Source organism: Streptobacillus felis (assembly GCF_001559775.1).
Classification (GTDB): Bacteria; Fusobacteriota; Fusobacteriia; order Fusobacteriales; family Leptotrichiaceae; genus Streptobacillus; species Streptobacillus felis.
Window position 1 is genome coordinate 1 of sequence record NZ_LOHX01000292.1, and the last position, 18,221, is coordinate 18,221.

Sequence of the window (18,221 nt, forward strand, 5' to 3'; positions counted from 1 at the left end):
TAATATTAAATGAAAAACTAGATAAATCATATATTTTTGTAAGACCTATACTACCAAATAGAAAAGCAGTTAAGAGTGTAGATGAATTACTTCCTGGAGAAGAGTTAGAAGAAGTATCTGATAAAAGAAGGTCTAGAAGAAATGAGAATTTAGATATTAATTTATCATTTCCAATAAAGAATAATAAGATATATCTAAAATATAGTAATACAAGATATTTAAGAAGTATAATTACAGATAATGAAAATATCTATGATATATCGGGACTAAGTAATAGATATGAAATAAAGGTTGATAGAAAGCTAAATAAATTTATAGATTTAATTAGTTCATATTCATATATAGATAGAAGATCATATGTAGAAGATGTATTAAGTAGAAGAGATAGTATACATAATTTTAGCATAGGGTTAGATAGTAGGATTAAAGAAGACCATAAACTATCATTAAAATTAAATAATAAGATAGAAAATGGAAGATATATACCATCCTTTAATTTAGATTATGGATATAGAGATGTATTAAGTGTTAGAAATATTATAGAGAATAAAGAAATAGATACTAGTTTAGATATAAACTTAAAGTATAAAAAACTTTATTCAAAGATAGGATTTGATACAGACTATAGGTCATTTAATCCTAGGTTAAAATTTGGAATAAATTTAGACATATCAAGATTAAATATAGATTCGTCTTTAGAATACAATAAAAGATTTAGAGCACTTTTTGCTTTGAAGTTTGATATAGTAAAATAATAGAAAATATTCAAAAAAAAGCTGTAATACACTATTTTAGTGATTACAGCCCATTTTTTATTGTAATTCAAGTTTTTTATCTATTAAATATCCTGCTAAAGTTCCGAATACTAAGTTATAAAATGAAAGTATAAATACATTTAATAGTAAAACTGAAATAGAGGGTTCAGCATCGTTAAAAGGATAAATTAAAATATTTATTTTAAACAAAGCATAAAATGATAAGACCATTATAGATACAAATATCAATACCCATAAAAAATATGTGTTTTTAGATTTAGATAAATAATGTATTAATGTAATGCTAGTATACAATATAACAGTTACATATACTATAATTAGTATTAATAGAATAATCCCTAAAAGTAGTCTTTCATTTGTAAATAAAGAAGGAAATTTTTTTATTAGTAGTATAATATCATCAAATTGGCCCTGCATTATTGCTGTTAATATTGTCATTGGTAATAGTGCAATTGAAAATAATAAATAAAATATTACTTTACCCCAGAAATATGTATAACCAGATATAGGTAATGAAAAAGTTAAATAACCTGTATCTGAGTATAAGTCTTTTGAAAAATTTTTAATGTAATAGTACATTATTGAAAATGATGTAACTGAAGTACTAAGAGCAGTTAAAATTTTGAAAAATATATAATCATCTTCTGGTGTATTATATAATAAATTTGAAATAATAACTAAAATTAATAAAGTTATTGATACTAGAATATTAAATCTCCAATTTCTTTTGAATTCATATTTTAAAAATTTAAGCATTTATATCACCTTCTCCGAATGTTTCTTTGTATAAATCTTCTATAGTTAAGCCAAGATTTTCTCTTAGTTCATCTACAGAATGAACCTTGTCTATTTTACCATCTTTTAAGAAAGCTACTTCATCAAATATTCTTTCTATATCTCTTATTAGATGTGTTGTAACTATGATAGTTGAATTTTCTAAAACATTATCTATTATTAAATTTAGTATTTGATCACGAGTAATCACATCTACTCCAGCAATAGGTTCATCTAAAATAAATATTTTTGCATTTCTTGATAATGTTAATATTAAGAATAGTTTTTCTTTCATTCCTTTAGATAGTGAAGCTATTTCAACATTACTATCAAGTTTCATTTCACCTAATAATCTAATTGCTTTATTTAAATCAAAATCAAAAAAATCATTATATAAATTTATAGCTTGATATACTTTTAGTGAGTTATCTATAAAGTTTTTATCAGATAAGTAGCTTACTATAGCTTTAGTTTTTGTTGAAGGCTTCATACCTTTAATTAATATTTCACCACTATTTTCTTTAGATAGCCCTGCTATAATTTTAAGTAGAGTAGTCTTACCACTACCATTAGGCCCAAGTATTCCAACGATTTTATTTTCTTTTAATGTTAAATTTAAATTATCAAGTACAAGTTTGTTTTTAAATTTTTTATTTAAATTTTTAATTTCTAATACGTTATTCATTTTTTTCTCCCCTTTCATGTATTATACTTATTATTTCATCTTTTTTGTATCCTAAAGAATACATTTTTGATAGAAAATCATCCACTATTTTTTCTGAATGTTTTTTTGTTAAATTATTTAATACTTCTGTATCTTCTGTTACAAAAGTTCCTAATCCCCTTTTAGTTACAGCAATTTTATGTAATTCTAATTCTTTAAAAGCGTTTGTAACTGTATTTGGATTTAAATTATATTTACTTGAAGCTTCTCTGATAGAAATAAATTTATCGCCTGGTTTTAATTTTCCGTTTATTATATCAGATAATAGCATTTCAAATAATTGTCTATATATTGGATATTTATTATCAAATTCCATATAAGCACCTCCCTACTGTTATAGTTATATAATACACTATAATTAATTTTTTGTCAACAAAAAAAGTAGCAATGCTACTTTAATAGTTCTAAAATGAAGGTTTCTACGCCATCTTCTAATGGTAGAAGACCACTTTTTATCTTATTATCTGTTTCAAAAGAAAGATTTAATAATTCTAATATTCTTTTAGAATTATAGTTTTTTAAAAACTGAATTTTTTTGAAAACATAATATGGACTATAGTTTTCAAAAAGAATATGATTAGAATAATTGTTTTTAAAATTATCATAACTAATTCTATCTATACCTAATGTGCTAAGCTTATATAGTATCTCAAGATCATTGGTTAAAGATGCTAAAAGAGCCATATGTTCTTTTAGAGGGAATTCTATATTCTTTTTATTTAAAATATCTTCTGTAAGATTAAAAATAAAAAAATTAGTGTTTTTTGATAAAATAGGTTTTACATCATTAAATGAAAAGTTATCACCATTAAGATAATTTACTATTTTACTAACTTCATTTTTTAAAGCATAATAATCATTACCTATAATATCTAATAGATTATTAGCATCCATATGATTACATTTTAAATTTTCTTGTATATATTTAATTAATAAGTTTTTGTTTTTCTTTTCATCATATACTTCATATATTTCAAAATTTATTAGGCTATCCTTTATTTTTTTGTTTTCCTTATTAGTCTCAAAATCTATAATAACATCTTTATTATTAAAATTATTAGCATTGACATTTTTAATTACATTATTAATGTCCTTAATCTTATTAGCATTTTTAAGTATTAATATAGTTGGTTCACTAAAAAGGGAACCGGCATTTAATTCACTAAGAAAAGAAGAAACTGTATTCTCATCAAAAAATAGTTTGTTTTTACTACTATCATTTAATATTTTATCTATATAAATTTTTCTTGAACTTTGACCTGTAATAAAATAATTCATAATTACCTCCACATACCTAATTATATCATAAAAATAGTTAGCTTGAAAGACCAAAAATAATTGAAAAAACAACCGAAATATGATATTATTTTAAGTAGATGAAAATAAATAAGTATCAAGAAAGTAGGTTGAAAATGGTTACTAAAGAAGAAGTAGTTAAATTAGCTAAACTATCTAAATTATCATTTCAAGAAAATGAATTAGAATCTTTCCAAAAAGACTTAAATGATATATTTAAGTATATGGAAAATTTAAATGAATTAAATTTAGAAAATGTAGAACCTTTATACAATATATTAGAAAATGAAGGTAAAATATATAGACATGAACCAAAAACAGAAATGGATAAAGTAAGATTTTTAAAAAATGCTCCAAAAAGTGATGATAACTTTGTTGCTTTACCTGTAATTGTAGGTGATGGGGATGAATAAAATATATACTTTAAGTGCTACAGAAATAGCAAAATTAATACAAGAAGGTAAATTAACTTCAAAAGAAGCTACTCAAGCTATTTTAGATAGAATAGATGAAGTAGAGGATAAAATAGGTGCTTTTTCATCTGTGAATAGAGAAAATGCACTTAAATCAGCCCAAAAGGCAGATCAAAGTGAAAAAACTAGTTCGTTACATGGAGTACCTATAGCCTTAAAAGATAATATAGTATCTTTAGATGAGCTTACTACTTCAGCATCTAAAATTCTTGATGGATATTATGGGACTTATGATGCGACTGTAGTAAAAAAGTTGAAAGAAGCAAATGTTGTATTAGTTGGTAAAGCTAATATGGATGAATTTGCCATGGGATCTTCCAATGAAAATTCTGGGATCAAACCAGTATCTAATCCTTGGGATTTAGATAGAGTTCCTGGGGGTTCTAGTGGAGGATCTGCTGCAGCTGTAGCTGCACTTCAAGTACCTATAGCTTTAGGTACAGACACAGGTGGTTCTGTAAGACAACCTGCAGCATTAACAGGTACAGTAGGTTTAAAACCTACATATGGTAGAGTATCTAGATATGGTTTAATGGCATTTGGATCATCTTTAGATCAAATAGGAATAATAGCAAGAAATTCTGAAGATGTTGCAAAAACATTAGAAATAATTGCAGGGGAAGATATTTACGATCCAACTACTGCAGATGTACCTGTACCTGAATACTCTAAATTATTAGATAAAGATATAAACGGATTAAGAATAGGTATAGATAAGAAGTTTTATGAAGGTTTATCAATAGAAATTAAAGAATCTACTCAAAAAGCTTTAGAGGTTTTAGTAGGATTGGGAGCAACTATAGTTGATATTAGCCTAGATTATGCTAAATATTCTATTCCAACTTACTATATTATTTCATCAGCAGAAGCATCATCTAATCTTTCAAGATATGATGGAGTCCGTTATGGATATAGGGCAGATGCAGATAATATAGAAGATGTTTATGTAAAATCAAGAACTGAAGGATTTGGTAAGGAAGTTAAAAGAAGAATAATGATAGGTTCATATGTTTTAAGTTCAGGATTTTATGATGCTTACTACAAAAAAGCATCTCAGGTAAGAAGACTTATAAAAAATGATTATCAAAAAGCTTTAGAAAGTGTTGATGTAATAATTACACCTACTACACCTACCACAGCATTTAAAAAAGGTGAAAAATCAAACAATCCTATAGAAATGTATTTATCAGATATTTATACTGTTTCAGTTTCTTTAGCAGGATTACCAGCTATTTCTGTTCCAGTTGGTTTTGTAGATGGATTACCTGTAGGTATGCAAATTATTTCAAATTATTTCAGAGAAGATTTATTATTAAATGTTTCGCATAAATATGAAATGGAAAGAGGAAAAATAGAATATGAAAGAGTATGATATAGTAATAGGTCTAGAAGTTCACTGCCAATTAAAAACTAAAACAAAAATTTGGTGTGATGCAGATGCAAATTATGATGAAAAAGATCCTAATACTTGTATTTCACCAGTTTCAACAGGGCAACCAGGTGCTCTTCCTAGATTAAATGAAGATGTATTAGATTACGCAATTAAAGCTGCACTTGCTTTAAATTGTGATATAAATAAGGTTAGCTATTTTGATAGAAAAAATTATTTCTATCCAGATTCACCTAAAAATTACCAAATTACACAATATTTTAAACCTTATGCAGAAAATGGATATTTAGAATTTAAAAGAAATGATAAGGATGTAAAAGTATTAATAGAAAGAATACAAATAGAAGAAGATACTGCTAAAAGTATACATACAAAACACGAATCTATACTAAACTTTAATAGAGCGAGTATACCATTAATAGAAATAGTAACTAAGCCTTGTATTACTAATCCTCAAGATGCTTATGTATATTTAAATACATTAAAAGAAAGAATAAAATATACAGGAGTAAGTGATGTTAGTATGGAACTTGGTTCACTTAGATGTGATGCCAACGTATCTATTAAAGAAAAAGATTCAGATAAACTTGGAACTAGAACAGAAACAAAAAATTTAAATTCATTTAAAGCTGTTGTTAGAGCTATAGAATATGAAGCAAACAGACAAATGGAATTAATAGAAAAAGGTGAAAGAGTAGTACAGGAAACCAGACTTTGGGATGATGAAAAAGGTATTACAAGACCTATGAGAAACAAGGAAGAAGCTATGGATTATAGATACTTTCCAGAACCAGATTTACCTCCTGTAATAATTACAGAAGATAGAATTAATAATCTAAAGGAAGAAATGCCAGAATTTGCTGATGAAAAGCTTTCTAGATTTATTAAAGATTACAATATGTCAGAAGTTGATGCAGGTAATTTAGTAACATCAATAGAGCTTGCAAACTATTTTGAAGAATTAGTTAAAATATCTGGTGAACCTAAACTTTCTACTAACTGGATGTTAACTGAGGTTTTAAGAGTATTAAAAGAACAATATATTACTATAGAGAAATTTAGTATTAGTAGTGAAAATTTAGGTAAATTAATAATACTTGTAAAACAAGGAACTATTAGTTCAAAAATTGCAAAAGAAGTATTTGAAATTATGCTAAATGAAGAAAAAGATCCAAATGAAATAGTAAAAGAAAAAGGTATGTTACAAATATCTGATGAAGGGGAAATTGAAAATATTGTAAAACAAGTAATACAAGAAAATCCAGAATCAGTACAAGATTACCTAAATGGTAAAGATAGAGCTATTAAAGCTCTTATGGGACAGGCTATGAAGATATCAAAAGGTAAGGCTAATCCAAAACTTGTACAAGATTTATTAATAAAAAATATGAAATAGGGTAAATTATGAGTATTTTAAATAAAGAAAGAAATAGAAAGTTAATATATTATGGAACTTTGATAATAGTTTTAATAGCAATAATATTAAAATTATTCTTTTTCCAAATATTACATAAGGACTTTAAATTTAATGACATAAGTAAAATTAGATCATATAAAAAAGAATTAAAAGCTAAACGTGGTTCTATATTTACTAGTGATGATTTAGAATTAGCACTAGATTTGGAATATCAAGGCATAGTTATAGATCCTACATTACTAAATGATAAAGAAGAAATACATACTTTTGTAAATATAGTAAATAGTGTAATATCTAATGTTAAAGTTGATGAGACTGTAAATAAAATATTAGAATTAAAGGAAAAAAATAAGAAATATTATGAGTTTAAAGATATATTAATAACGGTAGATCAAAAAGATGAAATTAATAAACTAATTAGTGAAAAGAAAAAAGATGGTAAATTACTTTCTAAATTTGTTTACTTTACTAAAAAGTTCAAAAGAGAATATGTAAATAACTCTGTATTTGAAACTATAGTTGGTTTTTTAAATAAAGAAGATAAGGGTGTATATGGAATAGAACATAAGTATGAGGACATGCTTAAAGGTGAAAATGGATTATCTACAGGTACTGCACCATTTTCAGAAAAATATGCTGAATATACTTTACCATACTTAATAGATGAAAAAATAGTAAAAAAAGCAGTAGATGGTAATGATGTAATACTAACTATAGACTCGCTATTACAGTATTCTTTAGATGATATATTAAAAGATGCGCATGAGAAATTTGAAGCTTCAACTACTATGGGTATAGTAATGGAAAGTGATACTGGTAAAATAGTAGCTATGAGTTCATATCCTAAGGCTGCTAATAAGGCTGAGATTAAAAACCATAATATCACATCACTATTTGAGCCAGGTTCAATATTTAAACCACTTACTGTAGCTATGGCTATGAACGAAGGGATAATAAATGAAAATACTTTAATACATTCTGATGGATATATTAAAGTTAAAAATAGAATAATAAGAGATCATGACGATAGTACTAAGGGTACTTTACCTGTATCAAAGATTATGGTACATTCAGGAAACGTAGGTCTAGTTAAAATTTCACAAATGATGAAGTCTGATACTTTCTATAACTATTTACCAAAATTTGGACTAGGTAAGAAAACGGGTATAGATACTTCTTATGAAACTGCAACTGCACTTATGACACCTAAAGAATTTACAGAAGTTAGAAGATCAAATGTATCTTTCGGACAAGGTATAAATATGACACAATTACAAATGCTTGTAGCATTAAATTCAACTATTAATGGTGGAAATTTAATTAAACCACAATTAGTTGAAAAAATTGTAGATAGTGAAGGTAATATAGTTAAAGAATATGAGATACAAAATAAAGGGAAAATATTAAATGATAATGTAAGTTCTAAGATAAGAAATATACTTGAAGAAGTTGTTTCAAGTGGAACTGGACGTGGAATACAACTTGAAGGTTATAGAATAGGTGGTAAAACAGGTACTGCACAAAAAGCCGGACCAAATGGTTATGAAGCTGGAAAATATTTCTCTTCATTCTTTACATTCTTCCCTGCTGATAATCCTAAATACAGTATATTAATTACAGTGGATGAACCACACGGAGCATATTATGGAGCATCAGTTGCACTACCTTTAGCTAAAGATATCTTAGATAAAATAATTAAATACAAAAATATTTTACCTAGTGAACAAATTGTTCAAAATGTATCCGAAGTTGAAGTAGTTGAAAATAAAGAAAATAGAAATAAAAAAATTAAAGAAATAGAAAAAGAATTGAATGCAAATATTATGCCAAATTTAATAGGTATTACTAAGAAAAATCTTTTAGAACTAGGAATAGATAAATATTCAGTTTCTATGAGTGGAAATGGAAAAGTAGTAAAACAATATCCAGAAGCTGGAACAAAAATTAAACCTGGAGATAGAATTAGATTAAATTTAGAATAATTAGAAAGGGGGAAAAATGTTTTATCAAATATATGTTAAAAAACACATAAATACATATACTTATGAATCAGATTTCCCTCTAACTATTGGTTCTTTTGTTGAAATCAATTTTAAAAATAAGGATGTAGTTGGAGTAGTAATTAGAGAAAGTAAAAAAGAAGAAATAGGAAACTTCAAAATAAAAAAAATAAATAGATGTTTAGACGATATAGTTGATGTTCCAGAAAGTATATTGAAAATAGCAAAATTTATTAATTCATACTATATTACAGATTTTCATGCTAGTTTTAAATTATTAGGTCCTTATGAAAAAATGAGTAAGAAAAAATTAGAAGAAATAGAGAAAAAAGAAACTATAATAAAAAATGATGCAATATTAAATAAAGATCAACAAAAAGCATTTGATGAAATTGTAAATAGTGATGAAAAACATTTCCTTTTATATGGTATTACAGGAAGTGGAAAAACTGAAATATATATTAAATTAATAGAAGAAGCATTAATGAAAGATAAATCAAGTATATTTCTTTTACCTGAAATATCTTTAAGTTCTCAAATGGTAAAACGTATAAAAAAAGTTTTTGGAGATAATGTAAGTCTAGTACATAGTAAAATGACTAGTACAAATAAGCTTAAAGAATGGTATAATATATACTCAGGTAATGTGAAAGTAATATTAGGAACAAGGTCTGCATTATTTGCTCCTGTTAAGAATTTAGGATATATAATAATAGATGAAGAACATGAAAATGCATATAAGCAAGAGGATAATGCTAGATATCATGCAAGAAATGTAGCTATAAAAAGAGCTATGGAAGAAGGAGCTAAGGTTGTTTTAGGTAGCGCAACTCCTTCATTTGAAAGCTATTATCTTGCAAAAAATAACTTTTTTAAATTAGTAAAGATTAATAATAGGTATAATAATTCTGAATTACCAGATATAGAAATAGTAGATTTATCAAATGAGAAATCACTATTATCTGAAAAACTATTATTAAATATTAAAGAGGTAATATCAAAGGGAGAACAGGTAATATTAATATTAAATAGAAAGTCTCACTCAGTATTAGTAAAATGTAAAGATTGTTCTACGAAAATTTCTTGTCCTAGATGTAGTCTTAATCTAAGATATTCTAAGTCAAAAAATATTTTAGAATGTTCTCACTGTGAATATAGGAGAAAAATGTATGATGTTTGTCCTAATTGTAAGAGCGAGAAGTTAGAATACTTAGGTATAGGTATAGAAAAAATTGAAGAAGAATTAGCTAACCTTTTTGGAAATGAAAATATTTTAAGAATGGATTCAAGTACTATGACTAGTCAAAAAGATTTTGATAAGGCATATAAGGAATTTAGTGAAAATAAATATCAAATTGCTATAGGTACTCAAATTCTTGCAAAGGGATTTCATTTTCCTAATGTAACTTTAGTTGGAGTTATAAATACTGATCAAATATTATCTTTAAGTGATTTTAGAGTTGGGGAGAAAACTTTTCAACTTGTAACACAATCAGCTGGTAGAGCAGGTAGAGGAGATAAAAAAGGTAAAGTAATTCTACAAAGTTATGTTCCTGATTCTAAATTAATACAATCAATAGTCTCAAATAATTTTGATGAATATTTTCAATATGATTTAGAATTAAGGAGATTTTTGAATTTGCCTCCATTTAGTAGGATGATAAAGATAATAGTATCTGATAAGAAGGAAGCAAGATCATATAAGAAAATTAGTGAAATATATGAAGAATTATTAGGTAATTTTGAAAATATATCTCATATAGAGAAAGCACCTATATATAAATTAAATGATGATTATAGATACAATATATTTATTAAAACTAACAAGGCAGAGATTGATTTAAATAAAAAACTATTAATTAAAATTAAATCATTAAGCACAAGTACAACAAGAGTTTTAGTAGATGTAGACCCTATAACCCTATATTAGAAAGAGTAGTGATAATATGAAAATATATGTATATGAAGCACCTATTTTAAGAAAAAAATCTGAAAATGTAACAGAATTTAATGATGAATTAAGAAAAACTTTAGATGAAATGGTAGAAACTATGAGAAGTGCAAAAGGGATAGGACTTGCTGCCAACCAAGTTGGTATAGATAAGAGATTTTTTGTACTTGAAATTGAAGATGAAATATATAAAGTAGTTAATCCAGAAATAATAAAATTTGGTGATGATATAGTCGAATTTGAAGAAGGATGTTTAAGTATACCAGGTATATATAAGAAGGTATTAAGACCTGATACTATTTTAGTTAGATACCAAGATGAAAATGGTAATTTAATAGAAAAAGAACTAAATGATGTACCTTCTCGTGCTTTTCAACATGAATTTGATCATTTAGAAGGAGTTTTATTTATAGATAAAATAAGTCCTATGAGTAGAAATCTTATAAGAAAAAAATTAGAATTAATGAAAAAAAATAGTAGACCAAGAGAATTTTAGAGGTGATTTAATGAGAACAATTTTTATGGGTACACCAGACTTTGCCTTAGATACATTAAAATACATACATGAAAATACAGATTTATTAGCTGTATTTACAAAAGTGGATAAGGTAAATGCACGTGGAAATAAAATAATTTTTTCTCCAGTTAAACAATATGCATTAGATAACAATATAGAGATAGTCCAACCTAAGAGTCTTAGAACAGATGATGTTTATGAACTATTAAAAGAATATAATGCAGATTTAATTATAGTTGTAGCATATGGAATGATAATACCTAAAAATATTATAGATTTACCAAAATATGGAATAATTAATGTCCACTCTTCTTTATTGCCTAAATACAGAGGAGCTGCCCCTATACATGCAGCTATATTAAATGGTGATGAAAAAACTGGAGTTTCAATAATGTACATAGATGAAAAACTTGATGAAGGTGATGTAATCTGTACTTTAGAAACTGAAATTAAAAAAGAAGATAATTTAGGTACTTTACATGATAGATTAAAAGTTTTAGGTGCAGAGGGTGTAAAACAAGCAGTTGAAATGATGAAAAATGGAACAGTTAAAGCTACAAAACAAGATCATAGTTTAGCAACATTTGTTAAACCAATAAAAAAAGAAGAAACTAAGGTAGATTTTAGCAAAGATAGTTTAAGTATATTTAATAAAATAAGAGGATTAAATCCATTCCCAGAGGCTTATACAACTTTAAATGGTAAGGTGTTAAAACTATATGCTTCAGATATTACTCAATATATTGGAGATGAAGAACCAGGTACTGTAATTGATTTAACTAAAGAAGGAATAGTAGTAAAAACGGGAGATGGTGCAATAATAATAAAAGAATTGAAATTAGAAGGTAAAAAGAAACAAAGTTCATTAGATTTTATTAATGGAAGACAAATAAATAAATTAGATGTGTTGAAATAAGAAGGAGGAATATTAATGACAAAAAAATACAGTCCCAAAGATGTTTCAGGACGTATAGTAGCAAGACTTGCCCTTTATTTGGGTATATTAAAAGACTTAGAAAAGGTACAACCAGAAATTAATTCTATTGAATTAGCACAAAGAATGAATACTACTGCTGTACAAGTAAGAAAAGACTTATCTACTTTCGGTGAATTTGGAGTAAGAGGTAAAGGATATAGTGTTAGTGCATTAATTAGAGAAATAGAATCTATTTTAGGAATAGATAAAGAAAATGAAGTTATATTAATTGGTTATGGACATGTTGGTAAAATGATAGCTTGTAATACTAATGTTTTAGGCAAGGGATTTAAATTAACTGCAGTTTTTGATAAAGATTCAAGAAAGATAGGAAAAGAAATACCTAATTTAAATATAAAAGTTAGTGATGCTTCTAAATGCTTAGAATATATTGAAAAAAATAAAGTACATACAGTTATTTTAGCTATAAATGCTGAATATGCACAAGTTGTAGCTAATCAATTAATACATTCAGGAGTTGAAGCTATACTAAACATGACAGCATCTAAATTAGAATTAAATTCGAATACAGCTGTAGTAAATGCTGATATTTCAGCTAAATTAAAAGAATTAAATTTCTGGAGAATTAATCCAGAATTAAGAGGAGGAATTAATTTTGACTAAAAGTATATTAGATGGTAGATATGTATCGAATATACTGTATGAAAAATTAAAGTTTAAGTATGAAGAATTAGTTAAGATAGTAGGTAGAAAGGCAGGACTAGCTTTCATAAAAGTAGGTAATGATAAAGCTTCTACAATTTATCTTAACACTAAGACTAAAAAATGTAATGAAATTGGAATTTATCAAGAAACTTTTACATTTGACGAAAATATTACAGAAGAAGAATTGATAATAGAAATTAGAAAACTAAATGAAAATAAAAATATAGATGGTATATTAGTACAGTTACCACTGCCATCACATATTAACTATATAAAAATTATGTCAGAGATTAATCCTGATAAAGATGTAGATGGATTTCATCCTGAAAATGTAGGCAATTTATTATTTAATGATAAAGGTATATATTCATGTACACCTCAGGGTATAATGGAACTCCTTAAATTCTATAAAATTAATGTGGGGGGTAAGGATATAGTAATCATAGGAAGATCTAATATAGTTGGTAAACCTATGGCTTTAATGTTAATAAATGAGGGTGCAACAGTACAGGTATGTAACAGTAAAACTAAAGATTTGTTTCATAAAGTAAAACAGGCAGATATTTTAATCAGTGCGACAGGTGTTCCAAGATTAATAAAATCTGATTGTATTAAAGAGGGTGCTGTAATTATAGATGTAGGTATTTCTGAATTTGAAGGAAAATTATCAGGTGATGTGGATTTTGAAGATGTGTACAATAATTCTAGATTATCATACATATCACCAGTACCTGGTGGTGTTGGTCCTATGACTATATATTCGTTAATAAAAAATACTATAAGAGCTTTTGAACTTAATAATATACAATTGAAAAAAAATATGTGATATGATAAAATTAGTTTAGAAAGTTTTCTAAAAAGGAGATGTATTAAGATAAGTATTAATATAATAATTGCTCTTTTAATTAATTTAATATTTTATTATATATTGGGCGCATTTGACACAAGTTTTATGTATATAAATTATATAGAAAAAAATTATTTAAAAGAAACAGAAGAAGAAAATAAAAATAAAGTTGCTAAATTTTTGAATGGATTAATAAGATATAAAGTTACATCAAATATCATGAATCTTTTATTAATAGCAATCTATTTAAAGATATTTAATTTTAATTTTGCAATGTATTTTAAATCGAATATTTTCTCATTCGTATTATCTGTTATCATTTTAATATTATTACAAACTTTTGTTAAAGTGATTGCAAAAAAAAATATATATAAAACATTATTATTTACTATAGATTTTATAGATGTATTATCTCTATTAATATTCCCTATAGTATTAATAGTTGAATTTTTATATAAAAAATTCAATAATATTTTTAATGATGGTGATGATGTAAATGAAAGAGATATTACTGAAGAGGATATTAGAAATATTATTAACTATGCAAATAATAATGAAGTAGAAAAAGAAGAAAAAGAAATGATACATAGTATTTTTACATTTACAGATACTACGGTAAAAGAAATAATGACTCCAAGAACATCTATTATAGCTTATGATAAAGAAGAGACATTAGAAGAAGTATGGAATGATATTATAGAACATGAATTTTCACGTATACCATTATATAATGAAAGTATAGATGATATATGTGGAGTAATGTATACTAAAGATTTACTTAAATTTAAGGATAGAAAAATTAAATTAAAAGAACTGATGAAAAATATAGTATATGTTCCAGAAACAGTAACCTTAACATATATGTTAGAATTCTTTAGACAGAAACAACAACATATGGCAATAATAATTGATGAATATGGAGGTACTTTAGGATTAATAACTATAGAAGATTTACTAGAAGAAATAGTTGGAGAAATTAGAGATGAATATGATATAGAGGAGGAAAACTTTAAATCTATATCAGAAAATGTTTATGAACTATTAGGTGAAACATTAGTTGATGAAATAAATGAAAAATATGGACTATCTATTGAAGAATCTGAAGAATATGATACTATTTCAGGATATATACAATATAAACTTGAGAGAGTAGCAAATGAAAATGATAAGGTTATAAATGATGGATATATTATACAAGTATTAAAAGTTGATAATAAGAAAATAGAAAAAGTAAAACTTATTATTAAAAGATAGGAGATATGATGGAAAAATTACAAATTCAAAAATTAGACGAAATGATCAGAAGCATACCTGATTTTCCTGAACCAGGTATAATTTTTAGAGACATTACTACGGCTTTAAAAGATAAGGAAGGTTTAAAACTTATTATTGATGATTTTACGAATAGATATAAGAATAAAGGTATAGACTATGTATTAGGAGCAGATGCAAGAGGATTTATATTTGGAGCAGCAATAGCATATAACATAGGAGCAGGATTTGTTCCAGCTAGAAAATCAGGCAAATTACCAGCAGAAACTGTTAGAGCAGAATATTCATTAGAATACGGTAAAAATGCAATAGAGATTCATAAAGATGCATTTGAAAAAGATGCTAAAGTATTAATAGTTGATGATTTGTTAGCAACAGGTGGAACTGCTAAAGCTATGGTAGACTTAGTAGAAGAGCTTGGAGCTAAAGTTTATGAATTAGCATTTTTAATAGAATTATCTGATTTAAAAGGAAGAGATGTACTAAAAGGAAAAGACGTATATACGATATTACAATTTTAAATAAAAAAGAGTTTGTTTTATTAGATAAAGCAAACTCTTTTATTCTATTTTATCAATTAAATCAAGATAAGTATAAATTCTATTTTTCTTATTATTTTCTATTTTTTCAAGTATGAATTTTTCTTCTATAATATTTTCCTTTTTTATTTTTTTTATAATCAAGTCTTTTATGAATTTTTCAAAATCTAAATTGTGTATTTTTAGATAAGCCTTAATAATCTTATCATTATCTTTGGATATTTTTACAGGTATTATAATCAAAACTAACCTTTAATCAACTAATTGAGATGTTTTATATAAAGCGTAATATTGTAATATGAATATAAATAATAAAAAGAAAATACCCGTAAAAGATAAATCAATTATAAAGAAAGGTACTAAATTTAATAAAAATGTAAAAGGGAAAATGTTTAGTATTCTTTCTAAAATTTCTTCTGTTCTAATTTTATTAATAATTGCTGTAATCATAATTTCCTCCATTGTTTTATTTTTATAACACTAATATACCATATTTGTTTTAAAATTGCAACAAAAAAAATAAAAAATAAAAAAAATGTTGCTTTTTTTTAACTGTAATGCTATAATGTGTTATATAATTAAAGCTTGGAGGGAAGTTTATGATGGATTTAGGTCAAACTTTAAAAAATGCTAGAGAAAGAAAAGGGTACTCATTAAGGGAAGTTGAGAGTAAATTAAATGAAAAAGGAATAAGCTATGCACATACTAATATTAAAAGAATAGAAGATGGTGAAAGTTCTAAAACACCAATAAAAGTTTTAGCTGGACTTTGTGAAGTTTATTCTTTAGATAAAATAAATATAATGAATTTAGCAGGTGCTAAAATTGAAGAATTTGTAGAATTGAATGATTTAGTTAAAAAAGCAACATTATTTTTTGATGATAAAAGTGTAGATGAAGAAGACAAAAAGAAATTAATAGAAGTAATGAATGAGATGTTCTATAAATCAAAATTTGATAAATAAAATAAAGTCTTAAAAGGTATTATTAGCTTTTAAGACTTTTTATATTTTTATTGAAAAAAAATATAAAAAAAGGTATAATTAAATGATAGAATAATGAAAAGGAGAAGGTGATTTAATGGATAAATTAATTAGATTAAAAGAAATATTAGAAAAGAATAGAGCTTATCAACATGCTATGACTATTTTATCTTGGGATTTAGAGACTGAAGCCCCTGTAAATGCTGCATTAAGTATATCTAAAACTTTAGGAGCTCTGTCTGAGCTTTCTTATTTAACTTTAGTTAATGATGAAGTAAGAGATATAGTATATGGTGTAGATATTAATACACTAAATGAAATTGATAAAAAACTAATATTAAATTTAAGAAAAAATATATTTGATAAGATGAGTAAAATACCAGTAGATGTTTATTCTAAATATTCAGAACTTGGAACTATGTCTACACAAAAATGGGGAGAAGCAAAGAGAACTAATAATTTAGAAATTTATGCTCCTTATCTAGAAGAAGTAATAAAATATAATAAAGATTTTATTAAATATAGAGGTTATGAAGGACATCCATATAATCTATTATTAAGTGATTATGAAAATGAATTAACAGTAGAAATAGTTGATGAATTCTTCAAAAATATAAAAGATGAATTAACACCTTTTATTAAAGAAGTAATAACAAAGAAAAGAGAAGAATTAAAAGATATTAAAGCTAGATTTTTATCTAAACCTTATCCTATAGATAAGCAAAAAGAATTATCAAAAGAAATCTCTGAAATATTAAAATATGACTATAATTCAGGAGTTATAAAAGAAAGTGAACATCCATTTACTACAAGTACTAGTAATAAAGATGTAAGAATAACAACACATTATTATGAAAATGATCCGCTTTCTGCAATTTACTCTACTATACATGAAACAGGACATGCACTTTATGAGCAACAAATCTCAGATGAATATCAAGATAATTTCCTAGGAAATGGAGTATCTATGGGTATACATGAATCTCAATCAAGAATTTTTGAAAACATGTTCTGTAAAAATGATAGCTTCACTAAAGTAATATATGACTTATTAGATAAATACTTTGGTGTTGAAATTACTTTAGATGAATTTAAATTACTATTAAATGAAGTAAATACTTCATTAATAAGAGTAGAAGCTGATGAATTAACTTATCCTATACATGTAATGATAAGATATGAATTAGAAAAAGAAATATTTAGTGATTTAGAAAAAATGGAAAATGCAGAAGAAATTGCTAAAAAATGGGCAGATAAATATGAAGAATATTTAGGTGTAAGACCTAAGACTTATTCTGAAGGAATATTACAAGATGTACATTGGTCTCAAGGTTCATTTGGATATTTCTCATCTTATGCTTTAGGTTCTGCATACTCAGCACAAATATATAAAGCCATGGAAAAAGATGTAGATATAAATAAAGATTTAGCAGATAGTAATTTTGAAAACATAAATAATTGGCTAAAAGAAAAAATTCATCAGTTTGGATCATTTAAAGATCCTAAAGATGTAATTTTAAATGCAACGGGAGAAGAATTTAATTCTAAATATTATGTAGATTATTTAAAAAATAAATTTGCTAAGATTTATGGTGTAGAGGTGAAATAATGAATAATAAA

The 18,221-nt window shown here is 25.4% G+C and carries 20 protein-coding genes; 14 read left to right on the forward strand and 6 right to left on the reverse strand.

The features are described from left to right. Positions 1–755: hypothetical protein (locus tag AYC60_RS09115; RefSeq protein WP_197416986.1), on the forward strand; the 755-nt coding region annotated here is incomplete at its 5' end. 57 nt (positions 756–812) lie between these two features. On the opposite strand, the gene AYC60_RS05515 is transcribed toward AYC60_RS09115, so the two are convergent. From AYC60_RS05515 to holA, 4 genes are all read right to left on the reverse strand, one after another. Continuing rightward, complete coding sequence (locus AYC60_RS05515; RefSeq protein WP_067322191.1) at positions 813–1,532, reverse strand: hypothetical protein; 720 nt, start codon at positions 1,530–1,532, stop codon at positions 813–815. Further along, positions 1,525–2,235, reverse strand: coding sequence for an ABC transporter ATP-binding protein (locus AYC60_RS05520; protein WP_067322194.1), 711 nt, complete (start codon positions 2,233–2,235; stop codon positions 1,525–1,527). Before AYC60_RS05520 ends, AYC60_RS05515 begins: the two co-directional genes overlap by 8 nt. Further along, entirely contained in the window at positions 2,228–2,590 is a 363-nt protein-coding gene (locus tag AYC60_RS05525; protein ID WP_067322197.1) for a GntR family transcriptional regulator, read from the reverse strand. The genes AYC60_RS05520 and AYC60_RS05525 overlap by 8 nt, the downstream gene beginning before the upstream one ends. 74 nt (positions 2,591–2,664) lie before the next feature. Then, positions 2,665–3,552, reverse strand: a complete 888-nt coding sequence (holA, locus tag AYC60_RS05530) for a DNA polymerase III subunit delta (RefSeq protein ID WP_067322198.1) — start codon at positions 3,550–3,552, stop codon at positions 2,665–2,667. 134 nt (positions 3,553–3,686) lie between these two features. Between holA and gatC the strand changes: the two genes are divergently transcribed. The 11 genes from gatC (at position 3,687) to AYC60_RS05585 (ending at position 15,600) form a co-directional block, all read left to right on the forward strand. Then, the gene (gatC, locus tag AYC60_RS05535) at positions 3,687–3,983 is read left to right on the forward strand and encodes an Asp-tRNA(Asn)/Glu-tRNA(Gln) amidotransferase subunit GatC (RefSeq protein WP_067322201.1); all 297 of its coding nucleotides are present in this window, start codon (positions 3,687–3,689) and stop codon (positions 3,981–3,983) included. Next, positions 3,976–5,415 carry an Asp-tRNA(Asn)/Glu-tRNA(Gln) amidotransferase subunit GatA gene (gatA, locus tag AYC60_RS05540; RefSeq protein ID WP_067322203.1) on the forward strand — a complete coding sequence of 480 codons (1,440 nt, stop codon included), beginning with the start codon at positions 3,976–3,978 and terminating at the stop codon, positions 5,413–5,415. Before gatC ends, gatA begins: the two co-directional genes overlap by 8 nt. Next, positions 5,402–6,829, forward strand: a complete 1,428-nt coding sequence (gatB, locus tag AYC60_RS05545; protein WP_067322206.1) for an Asp-tRNA(Asn)/Glu-tRNA(Gln) amidotransferase subunit GatB — start codon at positions 5,402–5,404, stop codon at positions 6,827–6,829. Before gatA ends, gatB begins: the two co-directional genes overlap by 14 nt. An 8-nt stretch (positions 6,830–6,837) precedes the next feature. Next, a complete protein-coding gene (locus AYC60_RS05550; RefSeq protein ID WP_067322208.1) occupies positions 6,838–8,832 on the forward strand; it encodes a penicillin-binding protein in 1,995 nt (664 codons plus the stop codon). A 16-nt stretch (positions 8,833–8,848) separates the two neighbouring features. Further along, positions 8,849–10,780 (forward strand): replication restart helicase PriA, encoded by a 1,932-nt coding sequence (gene priA / locus AYC60_RS05555; RefSeq protein WP_067322210.1) that lies wholly within the window; start codon positions 8,849–8,851, stop codon positions 10,778–10,780. Positions 10,781–10,796: 16 nt separating this feature from the next. Further along, the gene (gene def / locus AYC60_RS05560) at positions 10,797–11,297 is read left to right on the forward strand and encodes a peptide deformylase (RefSeq protein ID WP_067322213.1); all 501 of its coding nucleotides are present in this window, start codon (positions 10,797–10,799) and stop codon (positions 11,295–11,297) included. Between the two features lie 10 nt (positions 11,298–11,307). Further along, positions 11,308–12,234 carry a methionyl-tRNA formyltransferase gene (gene fmt / locus AYC60_RS05565; protein ID WP_067322216.1) on the forward strand — a complete coding sequence of 309 codons (927 nt, stop codon included), beginning with the start codon at positions 11,308–11,310 and terminating at the stop codon, positions 12,232–12,234. A 15-nt stretch (positions 12,235–12,249) separates the two neighbouring features. Further along, positions 12,250–12,918 (forward strand): redox-sensing transcriptional repressor Rex, encoded by a 669-nt coding sequence (locus AYC60_RS05570; RefSeq protein WP_067322218.1) that lies wholly within the window; start codon positions 12,250–12,252, stop codon positions 12,916–12,918. Beyond that, complete coding sequence (locus tag AYC60_RS05575) at positions 12,911–13,786, forward strand: bifunctional 5,10-methylenetetrahydrofolate dehydrogenase/5,10-methenyltetrahydrofolate cyclohydrolase (RefSeq protein ID WP_067322220.1); 876 nt, start codon at positions 12,911–12,913, stop codon at positions 13,784–13,786. The genes AYC60_RS05570 and AYC60_RS05575 overlap by 8 nt, the downstream gene beginning before the upstream one ends. Before the next feature lie 78 nt (positions 13,787–13,864). Further along, entirely contained in the window at positions 13,865–15,061 is a 1,197-nt protein-coding gene (locus AYC60_RS05580; RefSeq protein WP_269146652.1) for a hemolysin family protein, read from the forward strand. A gap of 8 nt (positions 15,062–15,069) precedes the next feature. Then, positions 15,070–15,600, forward strand: coding sequence for an adenine phosphoribosyltransferase (locus AYC60_RS05585; RefSeq protein ID WP_067322224.1), 531 nt, complete (start codon positions 15,070–15,072; stop codon positions 15,598–15,600). 39 nt (positions 15,601–15,639) lie between these two features. Here the strand turns inward: AYC60_RS05585 and AYC60_RS05590 are convergent, their stop codons facing one another. Continuing rightward, on the reverse strand, positions 15,640–15,861 hold the full coding sequence (locus AYC60_RS05590; RefSeq protein WP_067322227.1) for a hypothetical protein: 222 nt from the start codon (positions 15,859–15,861) through the stop codon (positions 15,640–15,642). Between the two features lie 9 nt (positions 15,862–15,870). Next, positions 15,871–16,068: a hypothetical protein gene (locus AYC60_RS05595; protein ID WP_067322231.1), complete on the reverse strand. Its 198-nt coding sequence runs from the start codon at positions 16,066–16,068 to the stop codon at positions 15,871–15,873. 149 nt (positions 16,069–16,217) lie between these two features. Between AYC60_RS05595 and AYC60_RS05600 the strand changes: the two genes are divergently transcribed. Both AYC60_RS05600 and AYC60_RS05605 read left to right on the forward strand, forming a co-directional pair. After that, complete coding sequence (locus tag AYC60_RS05600; protein WP_067322234.1) at positions 16,218–16,583, forward strand: helix-turn-helix domain-containing protein; 366 nt, start codon at positions 16,218–16,220, stop codon at positions 16,581–16,583. Positions 16,584–16,698: 115 nt separating this feature from the next. Continuing rightward, positions 16,699–18,210 carry a carboxypeptidase M32 gene (locus tag AYC60_RS05605; RefSeq protein ID WP_067322237.1) on the forward strand — a complete coding sequence of 504 codons (1,512 nt, stop codon included), beginning with the start codon at positions 16,699–16,701 and terminating at the stop codon, positions 18,208–18,210. Positions 18,211–18,221: the final 11 nt, after the last annotated feature.

Bases quoted from the DNA above. Each gene is read 5' to 3' on its own strand.
- AYC60_RS05600 (WP_067322234.1), top strand. From the start codon at position 16,218: ATGATGGATTTAGGTCAAACTTTAAAAAATGCTAGAGAAAGAAAAGGG.
- AYC60_RS05605 (WP_067322237.1), top strand. From the start codon at position 16,699: ATGGATAAATTAATTAGATTAAAAGAAATATTAGAAAAGAATAGAGCT.
- holA (WP_067322198.1), bottom strand. From the start codon at position 3,552: ATGAATTATTTTATTACAGGTCAAAGTTCAAGAAAAATTTATATAGAT.
- AYC60_RS05585 (WP_067322224.1), top strand. From the start codon at position 15,070: ATGGAAAAATTACAAATTCAAAAATTAGACGAAATGATCAGAAGCATA.
- AYC60_RS05520 (WP_067322194.1), bottom strand. From the start codon at position 2,235: ATGAATAACGTATTAGAAATTAAAAATTTAAATAAAAAATTTAAAAAC.
- gatC (WP_067322201.1), top strand. From the start codon at position 3,687: ATGGTTACTAAAGAAGAAGTAGTTAAATTAGCTAAACTATCTAAATTA.
- priA (WP_067322210.1), top strand. From the start codon at position 8,849: ATGTTTTATCAAATATATGTTAAAAAACACATAAATACATATACTTAT.
- AYC60_RS05570 (WP_067322218.1), top strand. From the start codon at position 12,250: ATGACAAAAAAATACAGTCCCAAAGATGTTTCAGGACGTATAGTAGCA.
- AYC60_RS05595 (WP_067322231.1), bottom strand. From the start codon at position 16,068: ATGATTACAGCAATTATTAATAAAATTAGAACAGAAGAAATTTTAGAA.
- fmt (WP_067322216.1), top strand. From the start codon at position 11,308: ATGAGAACAATTTTTATGGGTACACCAGACTTTGCCTTAGATACATTA.
- gatB (WP_067322206.1), top strand. From the start codon at position 5,402: ATGAAAGAGTATGATATAGTAATAGGTCTAGAAGTTCACTGCCAATTA.
- AYC60_RS05525 (WP_067322197.1), bottom strand. From the start codon at position 2,590: ATGGAATTTGATAATAAATATCCAATATATAGACAATTATTTGAAATG.
- def (WP_067322213.1), top strand. From the start codon at position 10,797: ATGAAAATATATGTATATGAAGCACCTATTTTAAGAAAAAAATCTGAA.
- AYC60_RS05515 (WP_067322191.1), bottom strand. From the start codon at position 1,532: ATGCTTAAATTTTTAAAATATGAATTCAAAAGAAATTGGAGATTTAAT.
- gatA (WP_067322203.1), top strand. From the start codon at position 3,976: ATGAATAAAATATATACTTTAAGTGCTACAGAAATAGCAAAATTAATA.
- AYC60_RS05550 (WP_067322208.1), top strand. From the start codon at position 6,838: ATGAGTATTTTAAATAAAGAAAGAAATAGAAAGTTAATATATTATGGA.